Origin of the sequence: Candidatus Poseidonia alphae, assembly GCF_943787815.1 — an archaeon.
Classification (GTDB): Archaea; Thermoplasmatota; Poseidoniia; order Poseidoniales; family Poseidoniaceae; genus Poseidonia; species Poseidonia alphae.
This window is the reverse complement of record NZ_CALSNW010000001.1, coordinates 184597-208742: the sequence shown is the minus strand read 5'-3', so window position 1 is coordinate 208742 and position 24146 is coordinate 184597. Positions and strand designations below refer to the sequence as shown.

The window sequence follows — 24146 nt, the reverse complement described above, 5'->3', positions numbered from 1 at the left end:
GGCAACCATGGGAGAAGTTGTTGTCTGCATTTCTGGGGCATCAGGTGCCGTATATGGGAAGCGACTCGTTGAAATTTTGACCGAGATGGGCAAATCGGTTCGCCTCATCGTGACCGACTCCGGTCGTTTGACGCTGAAACACGAATGCAATACGACTCCAGAGGCACTAGCAGAGGCCACGGGTTCCCTGCTTGAAGACGCCAAAAATGTCGGTGCTAAATCTGCATCCGGCTCTGCAAAAATCGATGCCGTGGTGATTTGTCCGTGCTCAGGAACGACCATAGGCAAACTGGCAGCTGGCATTTCAGACAACCTCGTGACTCGCTCTGCAATCGTCGCTATGAAAGAACGTCGTAAACTCATCATTGTTCCTCGAGAAGCACCCTACGCCACGGTACACCTTGAAAACATGGCTAAACTCTCAGCATGGGATACAGTCATCATTCCAGCCTCCCCTGGGTTCTACAATCATCCAAAAAGTATTGATGATTTGGTTGACTTCATCATCGCACGTATTCTCGACCAAATCGGCATTGAGCACGATGTCGGTAAGCGTTGGACCGGCGACGAAATCTGAATTCACACCCTACCGCCGCATTCTTGAACAAGGAATGCGAGGCATGGCTGGGGCAGAACCATGACCGTACTAAGTTTCGAAGGGCTGACCGTTAACGAACTCAAAGAAATGCTCCGTGAGGCTGAACTGCCAGTCAGCGGGACCAAAGCCCAACTGATTGAGCGTTTGCAGGCCAACCTTCCCGGGGCGAATACCATCAGTTTGGATTCGGGTAAGGCTCTTTCAGATGGGGCAGAAATGGAAGGGGAAGAATCTGTGCCTTGGTACAGAGGTACGGAACTCCTTACTCCTCCTGCACTCATCGCAATCGGCGTCGCGGTCCTGATGGTCACCGCCATATTTGTCATTCAACCAACATGGCTTGGATTTGAACCGGATTACGAATATGAATTGATTTCCTATGATGCAGCACAGGCGAAGAATTACGCAGAAACACTAGTTTCCTATGGCCATCCCGAATGGGAGGGAAGAATGAGCGGTACGGTTCAAGAAGCCAATACCTCCGAGTACATTATTTCTCAATTTGATGCCATGGGCATGGATACGACGCTTCATTCCTATCAAGTTCCGATGCATCATGTCAATTCTGAACCGAGCCTCCGAATTTGTGTTCAAGGCATTGGTGGAAACAGCCCTTGCGTGGGTCCAGGTAGTTTTCTCTCGACCATCACGGAATTTCAGCACCGTGTTGATTATGTCATTCAAGGCTTCTCTGGTCAATCTGAATACACTTTCCAGCAGGATGTTCAGTTGACATATCTTGGTAATGGAAGCGATGAAAGCCTGTGGCAGTCGGCAACTGGAACCATCGGGTACGTCATCAACAGCGGAACAAAAACCGGTAACACTGAATTTTTCTCAACTGCAGCAGAAAACAACCTCGCAGGATTGATTCGTGTTAACAAGGACTACAACTGTGGTAAAATTGAGGGCAATGACTGCGTTCCTATCTTCAAAGGTACAGGTATTGACGCCGTTAAGGAAGCCAACGGTGGTAGCATTCCAAGTGACATTCCATTCATCGCCATGTCCAAAGATGCTGGTGAAATCCTAGAAGCGGCAATTTTCAACGCCACCGGAGCAACAGGAGTGCTTGAAATGATCATGGATGTCACGAACGATCAAGAGCGAACCATTTACGTCCCATGCGGTGAAATCAAAGGTAAATCCTCTGAATTGGTCATTGTAGGTGGGCACCACGATACCGTTTACCATGGAGAGGGTGCTATTGACGATACTTCTGGAACGGCGAGCGTCCTTGAAATGGCGCGACAACTGAGCGATGTCGTCAATGAAACCGGTACGCCTGAACGCACTCTAAGGTTTTGCACTTGGGGTGGAGAAGAAGAGGGCCTCTACGGAAGCCGGGCTTACGTGTCTGCATTCCAGAACAGTTTGAAGGATAATCTCCGGTTGTACATCAATCTCGATATGAATCACGTCGACGCAGATTTCTCGGCCCGAGGCAACAGCCTCCGACTCTTTGGAAATACGCCGGAGGATATGGAGCACATTGAGCGCATTACCGACCTCTACAAGGATAAGCGAAGCGATGTTGCGGACCGCTACGACATTCAACTTGCGCTCTACAGGGGTGCTCAAGGCGAACCTGACGGAATGCCATACAATTCCGACCACGGGCCGTTTGTCTACGATTTGGGAGATGACATTCGAGGCCGTGCCGTCGTTTGCTACGGTAGTGGCAGCTGGGAATATCATACTTATCTGGACACTATGGATCGGTTCAACGAAGAGTCTCTTGGAGTATCCGTGACCATTTACGGGACCTACATGCGCTTCCTTGCCTACTCGGATTACTGAGCGAGGGATTCAAAGCAAGGCGACGTCTCGCTGTTGTATGGTCGCACCAAGTGCTTGGGCATCTCACATTCTGGTCAAATCCAAGAGTGAGGCCGTTCAGATCAAAGATAAGGTCGGGAAACTCAAGGATTTCCAGAAGTTGGCTCGGAAAAAGAGCACATGCCCATCAAGCCAGAAGGGCGGTGATCTCGGCTGGTTTCGGAGGGGGCGCATGGTTGCAGAGTTTGAAGAAGCCGTTTGGGCAACTCCAGTGAATACGGTTTCGACTCCGGTAAAAACCCAATTTGGCTACCATTTAATTTGGGTCCATGAGCGGGACGAGGAATGAGGGGATACCATGCAATGGCGTGTTGGACTTGAAGGGTACGAAGTTCGTGCTGCACACGGTTTTTATGAATTTGAACATCATGCTCCTCAGCCGTTTTGCTTTACCGTATGGGCGACCTTAGAAGATCGAGACGATGTTTCGGAGTTGAATCAAACATTGAATTACGCAGACATCCAAATTACCATTGACAAAGTCATTCATGAAACCGACCAACCGATACGGCTGATGGAAGAAATGGCCCAGCAAGTCATCGCAATATTGAGCGAGCATGCAGCCGTCAAATCGCTCTCTGTACGAATCGAGAAACCCAAAGCCCCCCTCCCCCATCCGGGTGGACTGCCCGTGATTGAGGTTTTGTGGCAGCGAACGTGAGCGATGCTTAAACGCCGCCCTGCCAACGGGGTTTCATGGTCACGACAGGGCGCGTCTATGTTCCCAGTGCCATTGAAGAGGGTGGGGCCGTGGTGGCTATGGGTTGTTTTAGCAGTCAAGAAACAGCCATGAACGTCCTTCGCTCCTTCCTCAAGAAATCTCATCAGGTCGTACTTGAACGAGCCAGCATCGCTGCTTGGGAAGTCGATGTTGTTGGAGATGATGCAGTCTCCGTATTGTCGGAGTTTGAGTGTAGAGTCTGCCCTGTCTGCCACCGAACAACATTTTGGTTGGATGCTCAGCGTTTCAAAGCCAATTGTTACGGTTCGGCCTGCGGGGCATGGATTGAGGAAAGCTCGATTGAGCCTGACGTCATTGATTGTGGATGGCCTCCTACCCAATTCAGCGAACAGGTTGAGACCATTGGTGATGCAATGCGTTCCTTACGACGTATTGCCGCTAAGGCAGAAGCCGCTGGGACTGAACCGAGGACGACCCCGTTCCAAAACGAATTGCCTTGAATTGTTTATATCCCGTGACGGGTTTGTACACTCATGGAAGAACGAACAAAAACCATCCCTGCTACTGAAAAAGACCTCTATTTGGACCAAGACGTTCATCCCTTTGATGAATCGAAGCCTTCGCTTTCCGATTTCCACACAGTCCTTGTTGATGGGATCAAGGGGACCGCTGCAGTTGGCAGTTTGGGAGGCTACAGTACCCGTCTTCGGATCTTGTTGGAGGAAGAACATCCTGACTTTGGAAAGGAGTTCCAAACCAAGTATTTCATGTTCAAAGAACCTGGTCTCTGCATGTGGGGCCACCATGAAAAGACCTTCAAGATTGAAAAGGTCCTCACTGCCTGAACATCATTCCTTGTCTTCACGTCCAGCTCTGTACGCAGCAATAACGGCTCGAGCGATGGCATCGGGGTCATTGTTGATTTGACTACCGACTTTCATGCCTCCCATAATTGAATCCCCCACCATAACCGAATCGGTTAACGAGAGTTTCTTGCCTTCCCGTTCCTCTTTTTCTTCTCGGTCAATTTCTTTGGACAACGTGGTTTTACTGGCTTCAATTTCTCCAATCAACACGTCCTTCTCTTGGACTTCTTCTTCCAAGATGATGACCTTCGTTTTTGTTTCCTCAAGTTCTTCTCTCAAATCATGAGCCTCTTCAATCGCTTCTTTGAGTTGAGAATCAAGAGCCTCAAGGATTTCAGCAAATGTGACAGGTTCAGTTCGCTCTTCATCGGGTTCTGTTTGGTCTGTGTCATCGCTTGCTTCTAGAGGATCATCTTCTGTAACTTGTGGAGGTTCAAAACGCCAAATTCGCAAAGAGACCTTGAGGAAACCGGCAAAGAGAATCACTCGTACAAAAAAGTCCCCCCCCCCTAAGAGGAGCCCGGCAGCAAGAAAAGCCTGAAGAACTCGCAGAAGAGGCAGGTCTTCATCGGTTTGGGATGGTGAGGGTTCATGCTGAGCGGTCAACACACCAGTGATTAATTTCAAACGCGACTCATTTTTGAGTTTCGCTATATTCAGATAGTTCATAGCACTGAGCACGAAGCCAAAGGAGTAAAGCAGCCCTCCAAAAAATAAGCCCACGAGTGATACTTTAGCATTCCAAGTGGCGGTATCGTCAAAGCTAATCCACGTGTAAAAGAAGAGCATTTCTTCACTGTAACCCCAAGCGAATATGACAACAAAAATTGTTGTGATAAGACCATAACCGGCCTGAATGATGAGAAACGCCGCAAATACGCTGTCCCCGATACTGCCTGAAGAAGCCAAAATAAAATCATCTTCTTCCAATAAGTTTTTCAGTTTCTTTTCTGTCAAGAAATAGGCAACGAGCCCAATGAGTCCAATCAAGCCAGCAGCGGCCTGTGGGCCAAGGAAAAAATCAAACAGAAGTTCAAACTGTGATGAATCCATACATCGGCCCTCACTCCAATTAGATGTTAATTCCCATTTATATGCTTCTCTGGATTATCTCTGATTTGAGACACAAGTTCAAAACAAAGTTTCCCAACTTGCCGACATGCCTGAAGGTCCCGAGATTCGTCGCGCTGCCGACCGAATTGGGAAGGCCCTCATCGGAAAAGAAATTGTTGGAGGCAATTGGCCCTATGCTTCCTTGGTTGATCGTACCCATCTCATCGAAGGCCAGCATGTCGTTGACGTGACCAGCAGGGGTAAAGCGATGTTGATCCGTTTTGAAAACGGCTGGACGATGTACAGCCACAATCAATTGTACGGTCGCTGGACGGTTCATCTTAACACCACTAACTACGATTCAAGACGCAGTCTTCGGGCTGAGTTCATTACCGAAAAACACGCAGTGCGATTGTGGTCTGCTACTGATATTGAATTGATGTTAACCGTTGAGGAGCGCGGCCATTCCTTCCTTGAACGACTTGGTCCTGACGTCCTCGATGACGGCACCACCGTTGAGGTGCTGGAAGAAAAACTGCGCTCAAAATCATGCTATAGAAAGAAGGCTGCAACGCTGATGCTTGACCAAAGGTCGTTTGCAGGTTTGGGCAATTACCTGCGCTCAGAGATTCTTTTTGCAGCAAGGGTTCACCCCGATGACCGACCTTGTGATTTGGGAGATGACGCCCTCAGCCGATGGGCTCAGTGCATCAAAACAATCACGATGAGGGCCTACCGAGAAGGCGGGGTAACTGTCCCAAAAACTGTGGCTAAGGCCAGTAAAGAACGAGGAGAGCCAAGGCGCATGTGGAGGCATTATGCGTTTTGTAGGAATGAACGCCCGTGCCTTGTATGTGGCGAATTAGTACTGCGTTTACGCTACGCTGGTCGTCGATTGGACCATTGTCCGCAATGTCAACCGTCACAGCGATAGAGGGCGGGTAATGAGGCGAAGTACTGTAAGCACGAAGCCCAACAGGAATTCATGACCGAACCGATTCGTAGCCCTGATGGCGAATGGATTTGGTCCGGTTCAGCATGGCTTGCAGCCCCTCCATCGCTCGACCAAGGCGGCCTTGACAGCATTGAGGTCACCAACCGGGTACGTACGGCGGACGCGGTAGTTCCTTCTGCGAAAAGGTCGGCAGTCCCCCAAGTTTTGCTTAAAGATTCAGCCATGACCGGCAACATCACCATTCATCAATCCAATGCAGACGATATCGTTTCAGGAGTGATGGATGCCTTGGATTCCTTTGGATTGTCAAATCGTTTTGCCCCCGGCCGACTTACACGAAACCAATGCGGTCAAGTTCGGCAGGTGCTTGACCTCTCAGATTCGTTGAATGAACAAAATATCGAAATGGACCCTTACGTTGAATTGCGTCTTGGTGACGCTGCAGAACTTGCAGGTTGGAACGATGCTGCTCGCGTTCATTATGAACGGGCGATGAAACGTTTCAAATCCTCAGGTGATCGGAAGGGAGAAGCCCGCTCCTATCACGGTCTTGGTCTATTGGAGGAGCGACGCGGCGACTACAAACGCGCTGAACGCTACGAACGCGAAAGTCTTTCACTCGCTCGGGTTGCAAAGGATAAGGACACCCAAGCAGACGCACTAACTGGGCTTGGCCATCTCCTCAGCCAACAAGGTGCATTTGTGGAAGCGACTGCAATGTATCAGGACAGTTTGTCGCTTTACCGACAGGTTGGGGACCGTGTGGGTCAGGCCAATGCCTTGAATCACTTAGGCCATATTCCTCTTGTTCGTGGCGATGTTGACAAAGCAGACCGTTTGTTTGAGGAGAGTTGGAGCCTTCACCGGCAGACCGGTGACCGTTACGGCGAGGCCAAGGCCCTTGCTAATCGAGCACATGTTGCAAGTAAACGTGGGAATGCCGAGGAAGCTCAGCGAATGCACACTGAATGTCTCGCCATCCATATCTCCCTTCAAGACCCCTCCGGGCAGGCCCGTAGCGAGCATAATCTCGGATTGGTGGCTTTGAGTTTAAACGATTACGAGAAGGCCGAGGAATGGTTCCGAAAGAGCCTCGCACTTCTGCAGGATATTGAGGATAAGGACAGCACGGCGGCCACGATGGGGAGCCTTGGCGTCATTGCTGTCCGTAAAGGGTACGTGGAAGAAGGGGAGCGTTTGATTCGTCATGCCCATCAAATTTTCGCGGAATGCGGCCACAAGGCTGGAGAGGCGACGTCGATGATCAATCTCGCAGCCGTCGCTTCACTGCGAGGAGATTTTGAGGAACAACGACGGCTAAATGGAGAAGCAATTGCGATTCGTCGAACGCTTGGGCTACCCATTCATCCCTGGTTTTTGGAGCAGGGATATTGACATCGAATCCTCGTTTTCTGTAAATCCTTCAATCACTGTTGAGACGATGCTCTCATATAGGGAAGGCAAGTCGGAAGCCTGTTCACCATGAAGCGAGGTTCACGTGCTTGGAAAAAAACCGGCAATCAACGTTGGAAGTGGCGCAAGAAGAAACTGCGTCGCCGAAAGCGTGCACGCCGACAAGCTAAGGCCTGATGCTCGTGATGAATGAATACATGGGAGTATAGTATAGCTTGGTAGTATCGCGGGCTCCAGTTGCACGGGAATGACGACGAGTGGGTTTGCTGAAGGTTGATGACCAACTGGAGCGCCGACCCGTTGCAATCCTGAAAACTGCCCATCTGATGCGCAGTTTCAGAAGAAATCCGCTGGGGGGGGTTCAAATCCCTCTGCTCCCACCTTTTCACAATCAAGAGTTACCTTTTTTTTAGAGGGGCTCTTGCATCACCTGAGGTCACAAAATGCGTCGAATACTCGCCATGGTTATGCTTGCCGTATTAATGGGCCCTGTCACGGGTTCATTGGTCACCATCGACACTGTGAAATGGACGCCAGTCGCAGAAGACGGGATCATGTGGATGCCGGATGGCTACAGTGAAGACGTGCCCATTCAGGAACTTCCGGTTTGGGTCGGTGATGATACTCCATGGTGGGCTCGAACCACCCTTGATCTCAATCGAAACGCCATTCACGATTCTTTGGAATCCTACAATGGGACCACAGGAATCGGTCTTTCCTACGGAGTAGAAGTAACCTCATCCCATCTCTTTGCACTGACCAGCCTCAACCTTACCGTCGTGGATGTTATTGAATCTGTCAATGCAGTACTTGTTGGCCAAGTGGATTCTAACCTTGCCTTTCAACTTGCAGAGATGGACGATGTCGTCATGGTGGAACGGTACGGGAACGTCGTTCTGTACGGCGACATCCAAACACCAGCAGTCAAAGCCCGAAATTCAACCGCTTATCCAGTTGGGGCTTGGGACCTTGGCGTCACTGGAGCAGATGTCAACATCGCCATGGTTGATACAGGAGTGGACAACGAACACCCGGGGCTAAATCAAAAATTCATCGCAGGGTACGACGCTGTATGCTACCTTCACACTGACCCATCATGCACTGCGGGCGGTGCCCGAGAAACCGATGGGACCTACGACCCGGACGATGGTAATCAACACGGTACTGCATGTATGGGCATGGCTGCTGCTTCCGGAATTGATGCAAGTGGAACTCAAACTGATTTCTACGGTTCAGCCCCTGATGCAGACCTCATCGATGTCCGTATCGGGACCGATGCTGGCGCAGGGCCGTTTGAAAATTATATCCTTGAACAGGAATTTTACGAGTCGGCCATGAATGGAATCCAATGGATCATCGATAACAAAGACACGGCATGGCAGGGTGCTGACGAGGAAAATTATGGTATTGACATTCTCTCTCTCTCTTGGGGCATTACCTCGCATGAAGGAGGCGGCTCGGATGGCGAAGACATGCATAGCCGTATTTTGAACCAGGCGATGGAAGCAGGAATTGTCGTGAGTGTTGCTGCAGGAAACGATGGCCCAGACAACGATGGTTTGTCAGGGATGGGCTCGTCAAACCTCGCAATTACCGTAGGAGCTACCGACGATATCAACACCATTGACCGAGAAGACGATACGGTGGCTTCGTATTCATCCCGTGGTCCTCGCCGTGACAATGGCGACAGCAACCCCCTCAACGAACTCAAGCCCGAAGTATCTGCTCCTGGGACGAACATTATACAAGCCGAGGGTTGCGTTACATCAGGCACATGCATCAATCTCTTAGGCGGGTCAGCAGAAGACAACGGCTACACCGGTCGTGGCTCTGGAACATCGTATGCTACACCAGCCGTTTCTGGAATTCTTGCCCTCATGATCGAAGCTAACCCGGACTTGTCCCCAGCGGAGATGAAAGAAATTCTGAAATTGACCTCAGAGCGTCGAGGGGAACCAACTCTCCCAGATGTTGACCCGTTCTGGAATCGAGATTTTGGTTGGGGGATGGTTGACGCCCTTGCAGCAGTTGAACTTTCCTTTTTCATGAAAGACAACAACCTCACCGGACAAGTTGACGTGACTTCTCAGGTTCACATCCTCAATTCATCCTTCAACCCAACCTCCGGGTTGCACGAAGTCCGGGGAATCGCTTGGGGCCAAGAAGGTTCAATTTCTGCTGTAGAAGGGCGTTTCGGCCAGGGTGAATGGATGCAAGCAACCTACGAGGTTGTCGAAGGCGGTCTCGGCGCCTTGCAGCGGTTTGAATGGGTCATGGCCTTTCACCCCAGCGCTGTTGCTAAGGGCGAACAAACACTTGAGGTTCGAGGTCTGAACAGCGAAGGAATCTCTTCCTTGCCTGTATTCACCACGATGGAAGGGGCCGGTAGCGGAACGGAGAACTTTGGCGGGTTCTCGTTTGGTACCTTCATGAGCATCACTACAATTCTATGCCTTCTCATCCTCGTTGGTTTGGTTTTCAAAGCACGAGCTGAAGAACCTCTTCTTCTCTATGGATTCGAAAAGACAGACGAGCCATCTCAAGTTCTTGACGCTGAACTGGTTCTTGACGAACCCTCCTCTCTAGAGGCTGAGGACTCGTCATAGCGATTGCATTCAAATGCGATACAGGAGTCGGGTTACCATGCGGACCTACAGCGACAGGGCTTTGGCCATCCAACCCACTGGGGTTCGCAAAATGTTTGACCTCGCAGGAGACGATGTCATCTCGTTTGGTTTGGGGGAGCCCGATTTCCAACCGCCTCGGGTTGCTATTGATGCCTTTTATCAGGCCATGCTGGACGGCCATAACAAATATACAACCACTGCTGGAATGCCTGCTCTTCGTCAGAAAATTGCCGACTCATGGACCTCTTATCAAGCTGGGATGACGGAAGAAAACGTCTGCATGACCATGTCTGGAACAAACGCACTTCTCAATTTGTTCATGACCTTGGTCAATCCCGGTGAAAACATTCTCCTTCCAGAGCCGTATTTCCCCCTTTACGGTCCAGATGCTACTCTTGTGGGCGGGGAAAGCAAATACTATCCGTGCCTCTTTGAGAATGAATTTGTCCCAAGGGTGGAAGACCTCGAAACCCTCGTTGACGAAAAAACGGTTGCTATTCTCTACAATTTCCCGAGCAATCCCACCGGAGGCACACTCAACGAGAGCCAACGGGATGATTTGCTGGCTTTCGCCAAAAAGCATGACCTATGGATTATTTCAGATGAAGTCTATGATCGGATTGTATTCGAAGGAGCGCATGTTTCGTTCATGGGAACCGATTACGACAAACTGATGGTTGTCAATTCTTTTTCGAAGACCTTTGCGATGACGGGCTGGAGAATTGGTTACATTATCTCGCCGAACCTAGAAGCGATGAAGGAGGTCATTAAAATTCAATACTACATCTCAGCCTGCTCAAACGATGCCATGCAACATGCGGTTTTGGAGGCGATGGAGAAGGCCAACGATTATCCTTCAATGATGGCTGAAGAATTTAAACAACGCTGCGACCTCATCGTTGACCGGCTCAATGCCATGCCTGGAGTCGAATGCCAGAAACCCAAAGGAGCAATCTACGTCTTTCCAAAGGTAACCGTTGATGGAATGAATTCCCAAGAAATAGCCATGGAATTGTTGAAAGATGGCGTTCTTTGTTCACCTGGAAGTGCCTTTGGACCTTCAGGGGAAGGTCATCTTCGTTTTGCTTACACCATTAGCCAGGAAGATATTTCACGAGGAATGGATAAGGTTGAAACGACGCTCCTTCGGCTCCAAAATGCGTGATGGTGGTAGCAATGTCAATGATTGGTTCTATCGTGATGTTCTCCATCGGTGGTCTCATTGGACACATTGGTCCACGCCTTCCCACTCTCTACATGACTCGCGCTAAGGGGTTCAATGTGCGCTTTCCGCCCCACCCGCATCCCGTCCCACTGTCTCCGTACCTGACCCAACGTGTCCTCCACATGCGTTCTTTTTACTGGTCGAGCATGATCATCGCAATCGTTACGCTCTTTTTTGGTGCGGTTAGTTTGAAATGGGGTTCAGCATCTTTTGGGTTTGGCTTGTGGGTGGCTACCAGTTGGATGGTGCTCTCTCGACTTCAAAACGCAGTTGGGGGCAGTGGTGCTCCATGGACCCGTGAGATGGCATTTGGCCTTCAAACAATCATGGACCGTTCTGCTTCCAGTGACGCCTGCTGCGACGAGGCAGAACCTGTTTGGATGCCGGGTGAAATAGCCTGCTCAGCATGCGGTACCGTGCTTGACCCTCGTCCACGACCGGATTTAGGACGGCCTCGGAAAGATGGAAAATTGATGGGTTCACTTCGCATGCTGATCTCCGATGGATATCCTCTCGCAGCCGCTCCGGCATTGGATACAACTTCTGAAGAATAGGCCTTTTTTTCTTTGGCGAAGGGGAACCTTTGAGATGAAGAGGTCAGGGTTCTAACTTATGGCGAGGCAAACCACCAGCGGTCCTCTCGCCGCTCGACTTGTTCTCACCATGCAACTGGTGGCTCAAATTTTCCTCACACCTTTGGTGGCGTTTGCTTTGACGTATCTTTTGATGTTCAACATTGGAGGTGGGCAAATGTCAATTAATGTTGACGTTAACATGATTCCATGGATTGGCATTGCCTCTCTGCTCTACGGTATGCTCGCGCTCATACTTGCGCTTGGGATGGGTGGATTCTTGCCGAATACCGTCATTGAACATGGTGGTTGGAGGCATGCAATGGGTCTCTCTCGAAATGTTCGCAATTCAACCAACCGTTATTTGACTCGGAAAAAGTACATGTCCTCTTCTCATGGGAAACTCTCGCTTTTGGTTCATGACCGCTATCAAGAAGGGCATACTTTGTGGGCAATTCGGGGTTCATTGGTCTTGCTTGCTGTGCCGTTTCAGGTCTTGCTTGCAACCATCCCACTTGCATTGGTCCTGCTCTTTCCACGGGATTTAATCCATCAAAACCGTCAACTTGAACTCGCCCTTATGTTGTATGCAATGTGCCTTTTCTGTGCGATCCGTGTATTCCCATATTTCGCACGTAAATACATCTCCTTGGCCTCCTTGGCCCGTAAGTTCCTCGGCGCAACCATGAAAATAACCTGGATCTTCCCCGTGTTCCTGCTTTGGTCAATGGGTCAGTTTTCTACTTGGATTGTACACCGTTGGATGGGAAAAGACCTTTCATTAAACATACAATTTGAAAAGGAATTGTTTGAATCGTTGATTTCGGCTGGCCCGATTCCTGAAACCTCGTTTCTCAACTTACTCACGGCCTTGGCGGTGATGCCTATGGCTGCCTTTACTACACTGGCTGTTTTGGGTGGGGGTTCGGGTTCTCCACCTGAGTGGATGCGAGCCCTTCATCTTGATGAAGAGGAGGACTCGGAACAAACAGCTGTTACCGGTTCACTGGTCGACCGTCTTGCTGCGGCAAACGATGCATCAACGCCCCCCCATACACCAGCGGTTGTTCAACAAGTGATTGTGCCGGTGGCGGTACCACACGAGTTGGTCCATCAGGCTGAAGGGCCATCGCCGAGTATGATTCAGGAACCTTTGTCCCCACTGGACGGCCTTGACCTTGACCTCTTTGAGCCCGAATCCGACCCATTTTTGGACGAAGGGAAATCTCGAACAACACCGTCTCATAACGATGCCGTTATTCGTGGATTTGATGCACACAAAGAATCAAAGTGACCTCGAAATTTAAATTCAGCGTCCCGACCAAGAAAAGGCCACATTCTTATGCTCAATCATGTTGGCTCACTCTGTTGATGAATATGCGCCGAATGACTCCCTTTACTCTTGTCATCTTGATGCTCCTCCAGTCCTTTGCTTTGATGATTGCTCCCCCGGTGGAAGCAGCATCTGGTCGTGGCGGAACAAACGACGACTACACCGTCAAGACCATTTCTCTCGGAAATTCCAGTGCCATGGCCTCTCAATGGATTCAATCTGATGGAACTGTGTTGGATTACATCTTCATTGATCAATCCATAGAAATCAAGATTACAGTCCAACGGTTTGGAACGGGTGCCATTGGTGAATCCGCCCCAGTCATGCTCGAAGTGGTTCATCCGATTGGATTCGTTATGGAAACGTATACTTGGAATACTGCTCCTCTCACCGGAGGTCAACAGGATGTTTACTCCATGGCATGGACTCCTACCGCAGCCCATTCAATTCTCAACACATCATCCAACGACTTGACAGGCGGCCTCATTCTTCGTGCGACAGTCGCCTTTGGTGACGATTCGCGAAACGAAAACGATGTCAAAGATGAAACCGTGCCGGTTGCCGTCGCATCTGACCCTTTTGACGGTACCACGACGGGAGCCTCAACCTACTTCTCAGGAAAATACCCTGCAAGCGGTGGCGGAGCGGTTGCTACCGGTTCATGGACTACGGACAACGGCGCAAGTGCCGTTGGATCAAAGCATTGGCGTCATTCCGATGAGGGAAGCAACTATCCTTCCAACGCAGAAGCAACCCGTTTGTTCAACGGCCATCTGATGACCGGGCAAACCTGCGGGGCAGACTCGACTCTTGACGGCGAAATCAGTAATCTCTACCTGAATTACATTTGCAGGTCGTTGTTCTACTCCAACGAATACGTCTCCAGCCAGTATCACATTCAAGCGTGGGGCAGCATGTCCACAGGAGACTCGGTTTCTCTTGAATTATGGCGAGGATCCGGTAACCTTGACGATGATTACGAATCCATTTCTTGGGACATTTCTCAAGGGAACCCAAGTGCGGCACCGGGTCAATGGAGCAACATTTCATGGGACCCGCAAGAATCATGGGTCCAGATCCCAAACTTGGCCAACCCTGATGTCTTCCTTGGTGGCAACTCTTACTCATTTGGTTTGCTCTTCACATCAGATTCAAGTTCAGCAAGTGAAGGATTCCACGTTGACGACTTGATTCAATTCGGAGTCAGTAAGGTGAGCGACTACACGGTGGACCTGCAGTGTGACAATCCAAGCAGTGGAAGTTATACCATTGCACCCAACCAAATGGCCATCCTCCAATGCTCATTGACCAACAACGGTTACTCTCCAGCAACCATTCGTGTTGAGACCAACGTGAGCAACGCTTCATGGATGGTTCCGTTCCCGATCATCCGCATGGACATTGACGGAAGCAGCAACCACGGAACAAACGTCATCATGCCGGTATTGGGTGCCGGTGAGACCGTTGATTTCTGGGCTAACCTGACCGTTCCAGCAGGTGCAGATGTTCAGCAACAAACATGGAACCTCTGGCTCAGCGACGCAAGCAGTGCACAACTCGGTGAAAAGGCCCGTCTTGAAATGGACCTTGCGGTGAGCGAGCAGTTTGGTGTTGCCCTGACCTCAACCGTTGGTTTGCTCGCAGCTACGATTGGACCTGGCATGTACGATACTATCGACTTTGGTCTTCAAAACACTGGAAACAAGGACGCTGCATTCAACCTTATCACCTCATTTTCAGACACCACAACTCCTGGAGGGTGGTCTGCTACCGTACTCAATGAAACAGGAGTTGTACTCCCCAACCCAATTGTGCTTGCAAAGGGAGAGCGAATTGACTTGACGCTCAACATCACCGCTCCCGACCTCGCACCGCCGGGGCCAGTTTCGTTCAACCTGCGGGCCAGTTGCCCTTCATGCTCAACACCTCTCTTCGGTACGGACCAACTTGTCCGTAACATCGAAGTCCCCGTTTTGAGAGACGTTCAATTGGAAACCGAAGAATACACGTTGACCGGCTCGGCTAATGGAAACGGACGTTCCATCATTGTGAACATCTTTAATCTAGGAAATGATGATGAACAATATGATTTGAGCATCCTCCAGAGCAACTGGAGACTCCAAGCTTCACTTCCAGCCACAGAGTCTCCGGTACTTGATGCGTGGGATGGCGAGGGTGCCTTTGTCCTCCGACTTGCTATGCCTGTTGGCCTTACTCCAGCCCTTTACACGGTCAAGGTGATTGCAACCAACGTCGCAGACCCAACTGTATCAACCTCGATTGACATCTCAGTTGACATTCTTGACACGGCAGCAGTATTCGTCTCTGACGAACAAACGGGCCAATCTTACATTCCAGGCGATCCCGCCCAAACCATGGCCTTTGAAGTTCGTAACGATGGTAACAGTGCTGACCGCTTTGATATGACACTCAATAACCCTCTGGGTATGCAAGCTGCATTCACCAATCTAGTCAACGGCCAAACCCCAGAGATTGATGTTGGTGCAAGCTTTAACGTCACGGTTGAGTTTTCATTCCTCGCAGGTGCAGAAGGCGATTTGACACTTGGAGTCATCGCAACAAGTTCGTCAGATGACACGGTCAGTGCAACCGGCCAGGCAACCTACCTCGTTGGGTCGCAAAACTGGTTGAAGATTTACACCATCCAACCTCTATCCATCAACGAAGAAGGGGAATACGAGGTCACGGTTAGGGTGAAGAATCAGTACACTACCCCGCAAGTTGTTGTTATGGAATTGGACGATTCAGAAACCAAGTCGTGGTTCCAAACAAAAATCGGCCGAATGGACCGAGATTTCTCCTTGGGATTGAACGAAGAGCGAGAAGTCACATTAACGATCGAAGTGACTGAAACCACCTTGAAGAACCTTAATTCTGAAGTCTTCGTTTCAAATTTGACCATTTGGGCACGCTCCGAAACGGTCAGTGATGCTGCTAATGGCCTCCTTGAAGTCACCCTCCTCAAGCAAGGTTCTGATGCAGTAGATGCTGCTGACGACGCTGGTTCAGGATTCCCACTGGAGGAGATTGCTCTTTGGGGTGTGTTCCTGTTGATTCTCGTTGGTGGTGTTCTTGTCCTTTTGACCATCATGCGCAGTGAGGAAGAAGAAGATGAATACAAAAACTGGGGCGAAGATGGATATGAAGACAGTCTGTCAGCAAACTACGGCGCAGTCGCTTCAGCCCCAACCGTTCCCGTTGCAGGGGCACCTTCGCCAGAACCGATTCCTACAGGGGCTCCTCCGGCAGCACCCGCACCCGCTCCTGAACCTGCTTCGGCAACGGTTGACGATGGGATGCCTCCACTGCCTGCAGGAGGTCTACCAAACGGTTGGACGACGGAACAGTGGAAGCATTACGGCCAACAATGGCTTGAGCAGAACGGACAAGCTTGAAGCCGAAACCCCACGATGACCCAAGCGTAGGGTTCAAGGCACAGTCAGCCTCGCAGGGTTTGCCGGAGGCACTATCATGTACGGAAATGGACAAGCCCCTATCTTCATCCTCAAGGATGGAACACAACGAACTCGTGGACGAACTGCTCAATCGAATAACATTGCTGCGGCTAAAGCCGTCGCTGATGCCGTTCGCTCAACGCTAGGCCCAAAAGGTATGGACAAGATGCTTGTTGATTCAATGGGCGACGTCGTCATTACAAACGACGGTGCAACCATTCTGAAAGAAATGGACATCGAACACCCAGCGGCTAAAATGATCATTGAGGTCGCAAAAACTCAGGAACAACATTGCTATGATGGTACAACCTCCGCTGTGATTCTTTCAGGAGAGCTTCTCAAGCGCAGTGAGGATTTGATTGAACAAAACGTTCATCCAACAGTCATCTGTGAAGGATTCCGTCTTGCTGCAGAACGGGCCATTGGACTTCTTGAAAATCACGGCATATCCACTGAAAACGATGATAAAGTGCTATTGGAAGTCGCAAAAACTGCACTTACTGGAAAGTCTGCAGGTGCAGTGAAGTCGTTTATGGCTGATATTTGTGTCCGGGCAGTAAATGCGGTTGGGCTTACAGAAGATGGAGAACGATTGGTTGACTTGTCCGACATTAAGGTAGAGAAGCGTCAAGGCGGCTCCATCAAAGATTCAACATTGATCGATGGCATTCTCTTGGATAAAGAGCGTGTTCACGCAGGAATGCCTCGAGTCATGAGCAATGCAAAAATAGCCTTGGTCAACTCGGCGATTGAAGTCAAGAAGACCGAAGTCGATGCAAAAATTCAGATCACCGACCCGAACCAACTCGCTCTGTTCCTCGAAGAAGAAGAGAACTACATTCGCAATTTGGTCAATACGATTGAATCCGCTGGGGCTAACGTGTTGGTATGTCAAAAAGGAATTGATGAGTTAGCGCAACATTATCTCTCCAAGAAGGGAATTTTCGCTATTCGTCGAGCCAAGAAATCCGATATGGAAGCGCTTTCAAAAGCAACTGGCGGGACCATCATCACCAACCTCGAGGACATGAACGAGTCGGACTTGGGTCTTGCAGCCCGTGTTGAAGAAAAGAAAATCGGCGAGTCGAACATGACCTTCGTGACAGGATGTCCTGAAGCCAAATCTGTTTCCGTTCTTCTCCGCGGTGGAACCGAGCACGTTGTTGATGAAATTCGCCGTGCTTTTGACGATGCAGTCGGAGTTGTATCCGTCGCATGGGAAGATGGAGCAGTCCTAACTGGAGGCGGTAGCGTTCTTGCAGCGCTCTCACGAGACTTGCGGACCTTCGCTGAAACCGTGGGTGGGCGTGAGCAAATGGCCATTGAAGCCTTTGCCTCTGCTTTGGAAATCATTCCTCGTACCTTGGCGGAAAACGCCGGTCTTGACCCGGTAACAACGCTCATTGAATTGCGCAAAGCCCATGCTGACGGCCAATCCTTTGCAGGAATTAACGTCTATGAAGGTGGCGTAGTGGACATGAACGAGGCCAATGTCGTCGAACCTCTCCGCGTTGTTGAACAAGCGATTCAGTCTGCAACGGAAACAGCGATCATGATTTTGCGTATTGATGACGTAATTTCATCCAAGGGCGTCCCCATGGAAGGCGGCATGGGTGGCATGGGCGATTTCAACATGTGATGTGGCCCTTAGTCACTGCAATTTTTCGCTGAGAAAAATGAACTACAGAAGCCTTATTTTGTCACGGGGAGATAATAACCTTCAAAGGCCACTCAAGGGTGGGAAGATTGCTCACAGAGTGTGAGCAAGGGGTCTTCCGATGGCAGTTGTCGCAAAAGTATGGATTGACGAGGATTGCATCACCTGTGATGCATGTCAGGATATTTGCCCTGAAGTATTCGAGGTCACGGACGACTCATCGATGATTTTAGCAGCTGTTCGGACCGACGGGCTATTTGACCGAAACGAAGGCGGTTCGCTGCTTACAGGTACACTTGGCGCAGAACTCGGAGACATTATTCTTGAGGCTGCGGAAGCTTGCCCAGTTGAAGTGATTAAGTTTGAACTCGTTGGCGATGGTGCTGCGGTAACAGAGGTTGCAGCAGAAGCGCCAGCAGATATCGCTCCTGCGGCTGTGGCCGCAGTTGCTCCAGCGGCTGGTGCCTCGGACGAACTGAACGCAGTCTTTGCAGGCGACCGCACAATCAACATCCTGTTTGGCTCTCAGACAGGGAATGCAGCAGGTCTTGCCGAAAAAACAGCAAAGATGGCTGGTAATTACGGATTAGAAGCAAAAGTAGTGGATATGGATGGACTCGATCCAGCCAGTTTGGCTTCGATGAAGCGTGTAATGATCATCACCTCCACGTGGGGCGAGGGTGAAATGCCCGACAACGCCGAATCTGCCTGGAATGCAATCAACGCGAACGGACCAGGTCTCGGAAGTACCCACTTCTCGATATGTGCAATCGGAGATTCATCCTATGACGAATTCTGCAAGGCCGGTCATGACTGGAACGGAAAACTCGCTGCATTGGGCGGGAAAGAAGCCCACCCATTGCAAGAATGTGACGTTGATTTTGACGCTCCATGGCAACTTTGGGTCAATGAAGCCCTCCCCCTCCTTGCCTGCGTTGATTCGTCTGGAACTTTGCAAGTTGAACTCCTTGAAGAGATGAAAGCCTACGGGTCAGGTGATGACGACGATGCAGTTGAAGGCGATTTCACACCAGGCAAGATTGTTCGTGAAGAATTGACCATCACGCTTGAATTGTTCAGGTACTGCCCAGAAGCAGCAGAATCCGGTTGGGACACACTCACTTGCAGTGTCCCTGGCCACGCAACCGTCCAAGACCTTCTCATCTCCATGCAACAAGATGTTGATGGAAGTCTTGCATTCCGTAGAGGAAGCGGTGCTGGAACTCCAACCACTGGTATTCGTGTTAACGGACGTGTCGCACTTTCCGACTCAACGATGATCGCTGACCTAACTTCCGATGGCGGGCGAGTTCGTGTTGAACCTCTACCCGGCCACCCAGTCGTTCGAGACCTCATCGTTGATACTTCCCGCTACGAAAACCATCGAAGCCGAGCCGAACCATGGATGAGAACAGACCCTCGTGAAGGCGAACGTCTTCCATCAGGTGCTGCACTTGGGACCATGGAACCTGCGCTTGCAACAGCTCTCCACCTCGCAGGCGACGTCCAGTCCTTCCAACTCATTCAAGCAATGTCGGACACATTGGCTCACGATTCCCACTACGAGGGACCTGGTGTTCACTTCCAACAATGGTTGCGTGCAAAGGACCCTCGTACCGGTCAAGAACAACGTCGGAGCATCATGAATTCACTCTTGCAAAGGGACGGTGTATGGTCCGAAGCAGACCATGCCAGTTTGATGCGCTTTGGCGAAGACGGTCGTCTTGCAGCACACAGTCTGAATGAAGCCCGTATGCAGTTGCTCAACCAAACCAAGTACGCTGGAAAGCATGGTCGACTGGTCAAGTGGTATGGACGCAGCGTCAAATGGACCGGTAAGGTCAACGAAACGACGCTTTACCGGCAAGTTCTCGGTCCTCTCGGACTTGTGGGCAACGTCTTCAGTGGAGTATCGGCTCGTATGGCCCTCGCATTCACGCGAAACGGTTCTCCGCCCATTCGCAGCTTGCAATCCCTTCTGCTTCCACCTGCGGGCCTGGGACGTATTCCCAATATGATCAATTCAAAGGTTCACGATTACCATGAAGTCGTCTCGCTCTTCAATGAGATTGACCAAAGATTCTGAGGTGAGATGATGGCGAAAATCACATACTATCCCGGAAATGTTGCTCGTGCTGGGGCTTCGGAGGTTGAGGACATGATTCAACCGCTCTGCAGAGCCTTGAACATTCAACTCGTTGAACTTCCTCGTTCAAGCAGCGATGGTGGAAACATCATCAAACAGGCAACTCCAAAACTGCAAGACGCATTGGTGGCCCGCAATCTCGCCCTTGCAGAAAACAAAGGACTTGATGTTTTGACCACTTGTGCTAGCAGCCACGCAATCATGTGCAACACTGCACAAGACATGGCTCGAGACCCGGTTTACGCCAGTCAGATCAACAATCTCGTTGTTCGAACGTCCAACATTGAATACACAGGAGAATCCAAATCATGGCATCTTCTTCACTATCTTGTAGAAGAGATTGGGCTTGAGAAGATTCGAAATGCGGTAAAGAACCCATTGAAGATGAACGTTGCTGCTTACTACGGCCCAGACATGCAACGTGAAGGTGCTTGCGGAAACGATGACCCGTTCATGCCTACTTACATGGAACAACTGTTCGAAGCACTCGGCGGTCATGCGGTTGACTACGATTCAAAATGCCAGAGTGTTGGGTCAACATCGGTTCTTAGTTTAGAAGATACATCACTCTCAATGACGGCAGCAGTACTCTCTGACGCTATTGATTCTGGGGCAGAACTCGTCGTGAGTGCATGCACCATCTCACACGTCAATTTGGATTCATATCAATCCAAAGCAGGTCGTGTTACGGGGAAGAACACCATTGTCCCGGTATGTCACCTTTCAGAAATTGTCGCATTCGCTTTAGGTTTCTATCCGGACCGCTTCGCTCAATTGCGAACTCGTGTACGTCTTATTGGCTCTTGATGTGGTTGTTTTCCTTCAAGAGTTCAAGAACTCGCTGGGCAACCTCTTCGGTGCATCCACTCTGTTTGATGAGCACATCTTCTGTTGCCGTGAATAACGCTCCTATGTGCGGTGAAAATGCATTCATGGTTTGCCGTTCCTCTTCGCCGACCCCACCAAGTTGGGACAGGGCGTGCTCGTAACACCGGTGAAGTTGTTGTTGTGCGCTTTCGAGCCATGGGTGAGGCGCTTCGGATTCAACCAAGAGTTGATCGATTTCATGTGCTGCTTCGTCCATAATCGTTTTCAACTCTTTTCCCGATAGGATTTCAGAATTGGCCATCTTATGAAATTCCTCCAGCAAATCCTGTTCTCTTTGGGTTGCAATAGAAACGAAATGAGCGGTTTCCATTGCATCTTTTGTCATCATCACTGGAATACCCATGTCGAGAGTGATGTGCGCCAATGCTCCAAGGACGGCATTTGGATGAAGGGCATAGCCGGTGTCGCCTCCGGTCTCAATCAATAGCATTGGTCGAGAAGCGCTTGCTCGTAGGCTTCGACATTGGCTAAGGAGTCTGCCGTCCTTAATTGAAGCCAATAAATCCCTCGCAGTCTTTCGTTCTATAAGAATCCGCTCGGAGATACGAAGGTCTCCGTGAGGGAGGTGTGTGAGCCGTGTCTTGAACCCAAGGCTCGCCAAATACGAAGGTAAAGTGGAATTCATTTCTCGGTGGTCAATGAGAATTTCATGACCGTGTCCATCAACGGAACTGAGTGAATAAATTTCTTCATCTGCTGCATTTAGTACGACGGAAATCGTTTGTTCGCTGATTCTTGGCACCTCCGAATCGGATTCAGGGGTTTTGAGAAATGAATCCAATCCCATTTGCTCCTTTGGGCGCCGTTGCTTTGGAGTCAGAGGTGGCGCAGTTCTCGGTATGTGCTTCCGCCCTCCCTTAGCCACCAAATTTGATCGTTGGAGTTGGTCGTTTTCTTCCGGTTTGTGGAGTTCAGTTTCTCGGTTAAGAAACAATACCGCAGGCAGCGTCTCCTCGCCGTCAACGACTTGAAAGAAATCCAATAGGCCTGATAAATCTCCATATTCGTTCAAGAGTTTTTTCTGACGAACCAACTTGTCAACCAATCGGTACATGTTCTTCTCTTGATGCTTGGAGGCAGAATGGATGTAGACATCACGGGTTTCTTTTGTGATCAATACATGAACGGAACCTGCACGCTGACGTGCAGTTCTTCCTCGTCGTTGAATCGCACGTATGGCACTCGGGACCGGTTCGTAAAGAATGACGAGGTCAGCTGCCGGAACATCCAATCCTTCTTCTCCAACTGAGGTGGCGACAAGAACATTGATCTCTCCATCTCTAAAACGCTTTAATTGGGCCAACTGTTGTTTTTGAGTCATTCCTTTTTGTGCCCCGCGCGAGGATTGGCCAATGAATTGGTCGGGTTTGAGCCCTTCAATTGAACTTAATCGGGTGACGAGATTGCTTACCGTGTCTCTAAATTCGGTGAAAACGAGAATTTTTCCATCCGGCTTTCGTCCGATTTCATCGATCACAAGGCGTTCTACAACCGAGGTTTTGGGATGTAATTCTTCAATGTCCGCCAGTGATTTGCGCAGTTCATGAATCACAGGAAGAGCGAGCAAGCGATTGGTTTTCCTTCCTTCACGCCCCTCTATTTCGGCACGCTCTAAGAACGAGCGAGCTACATCCGTGCCTTGTGTTTTGAGAAGATTGACAAGCATGTGCATCCGGCGCAAATCAGCCACCCTTCGCGCAGCATCGTATCCACGAACGTCTCGTTGCTGTATGGCGCGACTTGCCCGCAACTGTGCTTTTTCGATATCACCGGACGAAACATGTTCTTTGGGGGCAAGGAAGCCGAGTTGTTGCAAATGCTTCACTTCGGATGAAAAATGAGCTTCCAGGGGAGTGATGAGGACACTGAGTGCAGGGGGGAGGTCAATGAATTCTTCATGGATGTTCATGTCCACGTCAAAGGGTTTGACGAGGGGCTCATCTCGTTTTGAAACATCAAGTTGATTGACACCAAGGTTTCTCTGGACGTCCTCAATGTGTTGTGAATTCGAGCCAGGGCTTGCTGTTGCGGCTAAGACGCGACCATCGCTTCGGGCTCTTCGGAACAGTTTTCCAACTTGTGCATATGCATGATTTCCCGTAGCATGATGTGCTTCATCAACAATGAGGAGCCCGACTTCCATGAGGTCGATGGTGCCGCTTTGAGCATCGTTTCGGATGACCTGTGGAGTTGCCATCAGGATTCTCGCCTGCTCCCACAACGTTTTCCGTTTAGCAGGGGCCGTCTCGCCTGTATAGGCGATAATTTGCTCGTTTGGTAGATTGAGGTATTGCTGGGCCATACTCCTTTGCTGGTCAACCAAACCGGTTGTTGGGGCGATGAGAATGATCTTTTCAGCCCCCTTGCGCAGGTATTCGGCCATTACCATCCACTCTACGGCAGTTTTACCAAATCCCGTGGGCATCACCATCAAGGTTGATGCGGAGAGGCACCGTTCAAGGGAGCGGATTTGGTATGCCCTTGCCTCAACACCGTCGTGTAGGAACGGATGTTGGACGGTAGGCATTGCCCCTACTTCCCGTCAAGGGTTCAAAAGGATGATGTGGAGAGAAGATGGTAACTGAAAGTGTCGGCTTCCTGATATTTCAAATCAAAAGGTTTGAAGACCTTCAATTCCAATGGCGTCACACGCATTCCCCTCGTGTGCCGGACCGAACCGCATATATACGGGAGGTAAGTCGGAGGGTTGCTCAAAGGTGAGTAGCCAGACACACTGGGCCATCCCCCGAGGATCCCAACTGGCCTTTTCCCCACTCGTGGGAACGGGACTCCGTGTCACGGCTTCGACACTGTAT

The 24146-nt window shown here is 50.2% G+C and carries 18 protein-coding genes and 1 tRNA gene; 17 read left to right on the top strand and 2 right to left on the bottom strand.

Annotated elements, in window-relative coordinates:
• Positions 1-7: 7 nt before the first annotated feature.
• Genes AAA857_RS00990 through AAA857_RS00965 form a run of 6 tightly spaced genes read left to right on the top strand, consistent with a single transcriptional unit; the run spans position 8 to position 3964 of the window.
• Positions 8-577 (top strand): UbiX family flavin prenyltransferase, encoded by a 570-nt coding sequence (locus AAA857_RS00990; RefSeq protein ID WP_338172164.1) that lies wholly within the window; start codon positions 8-10, stop codon positions 575-577.
• Positions 578-637: 60 nt separating this feature from the next.
• Positions 638-2398, top strand: coding sequence for a M28 family peptidase (locus AAA857_RS00985; RefSeq protein ID WP_338172162.1), 1761 nt, complete (start codon positions 638-640; stop codon positions 2396-2398).
• Positions 2399-2435: 37 nt separating this feature from the next.
• On the top strand, positions 2436-2726 hold the full coding sequence (locus AAA857_RS00980) for a peptidylprolyl isomerase (RefSeq protein ID WP_338172160.1): 291 nt from the start codon (positions 2436-2438) through the stop codon (positions 2724-2726).
• A gap of 9 nt (positions 2727-2735) precedes the next feature.
• Entirely contained in the window at positions 2736-3098 is a 363-nt protein-coding gene (locus AAA857_RS00975) for a dihydroneopterin aldolase (protein WP_338172158.1), read from the top strand.
• Between the two features lie 35 nt (positions 3099-3133).
• Positions 3134-3619, top strand: a complete 486-nt coding sequence (locus AAA857_RS00970; protein ID WP_338172156.1) for a hypothetical protein — start codon at positions 3134-3136, stop codon at positions 3617-3619.
• Positions 3620-3652: 33 nt separating this feature from the next.
• A complete protein-coding gene (locus AAA857_RS00965) occupies positions 3653-3964 on the top strand; it encodes a hypothetical protein (RefSeq protein WP_338172154.1) in 312 nt (103 codons plus the stop codon).
• Positions 3965-3967: 3 nt separating this feature from the next.
• On the opposite strand, the gene AAA857_RS00960 is transcribed toward AAA857_RS00965, so the two are convergent.
• On the bottom strand, positions 3968-5038 hold the full coding sequence (locus AAA857_RS00960; protein WP_338172152.1) for a hypothetical protein: 1071 nt from the start codon (positions 5036-5038) through the stop codon (positions 3968-3970).
• A 106-nt stretch (positions 5039-5144) separates the two neighbouring features.
• Here AAA857_RS00960 and nei point away from each other — a divergent pair, with 106 nt between their 5' ends.
• From nei to AAA857_RS00905, 11 genes are all read left to right on the top strand, one after another.
• Complete coding sequence (gene nei / locus AAA857_RS00955; protein ID WP_338172150.1) at positions 5145-5972, top strand: endonuclease VIII; 828 nt, start codon at positions 5145-5147, stop codon at positions 5970-5972.
• Between the two features lie 51 nt (positions 5973-6023).
• Positions 6024-7388, top strand: coding sequence for a tetratricopeptide repeat protein (locus AAA857_RS00950; protein ID WP_338172148.1), 1365 nt, complete (start codon positions 6024-6026; stop codon positions 7386-7388).
• 217 nt (positions 7389-7605) lie between these two features.
• Positions 7606-7786 (top strand) — tRNA-Trp (locus AAA857_RS00945).
• Between the two features lie 63 nt (positions 7787-7849).
• Positions 7850-10012 (top strand): S8 family serine peptidase, encoded by a 2163-nt coding sequence (locus AAA857_RS00940; RefSeq protein ID WP_338172146.1) that lies wholly within the window; start codon positions 7850-7852, stop codon positions 10010-10012.
• Between the two features lie 37 nt (positions 10013-10049).
• Entirely contained in the window at positions 10050-11198 is a 1149-nt protein-coding gene (locus AAA857_RS00935; protein ID WP_338172144.1) for an aminotransferase class I/II-fold pyridoxal phosphate-dependent enzyme, read from the top strand.
• Entirely contained in the window at positions 11198-11812 is a 615-nt protein-coding gene (locus tag AAA857_RS00930) for a hypothetical protein (protein ID WP_338172143.1), read from the top strand. The genes AAA857_RS00935 and AAA857_RS00930 overlap by 1 nt, the downstream gene beginning before the upstream one ends.
• A 58-nt stretch (positions 11813-11870) precedes the next feature.
• Entirely contained in the window at positions 11871-13124 is a 1254-nt protein-coding gene (locus AAA857_RS00925; protein ID WP_338172141.1) for a hypothetical protein, read from the top strand.
• Positions 13125-13207: 83 nt separating this feature from the next.
• Positions 13208-16579, top strand: a complete 3372-nt coding sequence (locus AAA857_RS00920) for a hypothetical protein (protein ID WP_338172139.1) — start codon at positions 13208-13210, stop codon at positions 16577-16579.
• Between the two features lie 76 nt (positions 16580-16655).
• On the top strand, positions 16656-18278 hold the full coding sequence (thsA, locus tag AAA857_RS00915) for a thermosome subunit alpha (RefSeq protein ID WP_338172137.1): 1623 nt from the start codon (positions 16656-16658) through the stop codon (positions 18276-18278).
• Between the two features lie 139 nt (positions 18279-18417).
• Complete coding sequence (locus AAA857_RS00910; RefSeq protein WP_338172135.1) at positions 18418-20382, top strand: flavodoxin domain-containing protein; 1965 nt, start codon at positions 18418-18420, stop codon at positions 20380-20382.
• Between the two features lie 9 nt (positions 20383-20391).
• Positions 20392-21249 (top strand): heterodisulfide reductase-related iron-sulfur binding cluster, encoded by an 858-nt coding sequence (locus AAA857_RS00905; protein ID WP_338172133.1) that lies wholly within the window; start codon positions 20392-20394, stop codon positions 21247-21249.
• On the opposite strand, the gene AAA857_RS00900 is transcribed toward AAA857_RS00905, so the two are convergent.
• Positions 21236-23857: an ERCC4 domain-containing protein gene (locus AAA857_RS00900; protein WP_338172131.1), complete on the bottom strand. Its 2622-nt coding sequence runs from the start codon at positions 23855-23857 to the stop codon at positions 21236-21238. The two genes, AAA857_RS00905 and AAA857_RS00900, sit on opposite strands and share 14 nt — an antisense overlap.
• Between the last annotated feature and the right edge of the window lie 289 nt (positions 23858-24146).

What these genes read in the sequence shown, in the direction of transcription:
- AAA857_RS00990 (WP_338172164.1), top strand. Translation starts at nt 8, where the DNA reads ATGGGAGAAGTTGTTGTCTGCATTTCTGGGGCATCAGGTGCCGTATAT.
- AAA857_RS00985 (WP_338172162.1), top strand. Translation starts at nt 638, where the DNA reads ATGACCGTACTAAGTTTCGAAGGGCTGACCGTTAACGAACTCAAAGAA.
- AAA857_RS00980 (WP_338172160.1), top strand. Translation starts at nt 2,436, where the DNA reads ATGGTCGCACCAAGTGCTTGGGCATCTCACATTCTGGTCAAATCCAAG.
- AAA857_RS00975 (WP_338172158.1), top strand. Translation starts at nt 2,736, where the DNA reads ATGCAATGGCGTGTTGGACTTGAAGGGTACGAAGTTCGTGCTGCACAC.
- AAA857_RS00970 (WP_338172156.1), top strand. Translation starts at nt 3,134, where the DNA reads ATGGTCACGACAGGGCGCGTCTATGTTCCCAGTGCCATTGAAGAGGGT.
- AAA857_RS00965 (WP_338172154.1), top strand. Translation starts at nt 3,653, where the DNA reads ATGGAAGAACGAACAAAAACCATCCCTGCTACTGAAAAAGACCTCTAT.
- AAA857_RS00960 (WP_338172152.1), bottom strand. Translation starts at nt 5,038, where the DNA reads ATGGATTCATCACAGTTTGAACTTCTGTTTGATTTTTTCCTTGGCCCA.
- nei (WP_338172150.1), top strand. Translation starts at nt 5,145, where the DNA reads ATGCCTGAAGGTCCCGAGATTCGTCGCGCTGCCGACCGAATTGGGAAG.
- AAA857_RS00950 (WP_338172148.1), top strand. Translation starts at nt 6,024, where the DNA reads ATGACCGAACCGATTCGTAGCCCTGATGGCGAATGGATTTGGTCCGGT.
- AAA857_RS00940 (WP_338172146.1), top strand. Translation starts at nt 7,850, where the DNA reads ATGCGTCGAATACTCGCCATGGTTATGCTTGCCGTATTAATGGGCCCT.
- AAA857_RS00935 (WP_338172144.1), top strand. Translation starts at nt 10,050, where the DNA reads ATGCGGACCTACAGCGACAGGGCTTTGGCCATCCAACCCACTGGGGTT.
- AAA857_RS00930 (WP_338172143.1), top strand. Translation starts at nt 11,198, where the DNA reads ATGGTGGTAGCAATGTCAATGATTGGTTCTATCGTGATGTTCTCCATC.
- AAA857_RS00925 (WP_338172141.1), top strand. Translation starts at nt 11,871, where the DNA reads ATGGCGAGGCAAACCACCAGCGGTCCTCTCGCCGCTCGACTTGTTCTC.
- AAA857_RS00920 (WP_338172139.1), top strand. Translation starts at nt 13,208, where the DNA reads ATGCGCCGAATGACTCCCTTTACTCTTGTCATCTTGATGCTCCTCCAG.
- thsA (WP_338172137.1), top strand. Translation starts at nt 16,656, where the DNA reads ATGTACGGAAATGGACAAGCCCCTATCTTCATCCTCAAGGATGGAACA.
- AAA857_RS00910 (WP_338172135.1), top strand. Translation starts at nt 18,418, where the DNA reads ATGGCAGTTGTCGCAAAAGTATGGATTGACGAGGATTGCATCACCTGT.
- AAA857_RS00905 (WP_338172133.1), top strand. Translation starts at nt 20,392, where the DNA reads ATGGCGAAAATCACATACTATCCCGGAAATGTTGCTCGTGCTGGGGCT.
- AAA857_RS00900 (WP_338172131.1), bottom strand. Translation starts at nt 23,857, where the DNA reads ATGCCTACCGTCCAACATCCGTTCCTACACGACGGTGTTGAGGCAAGG.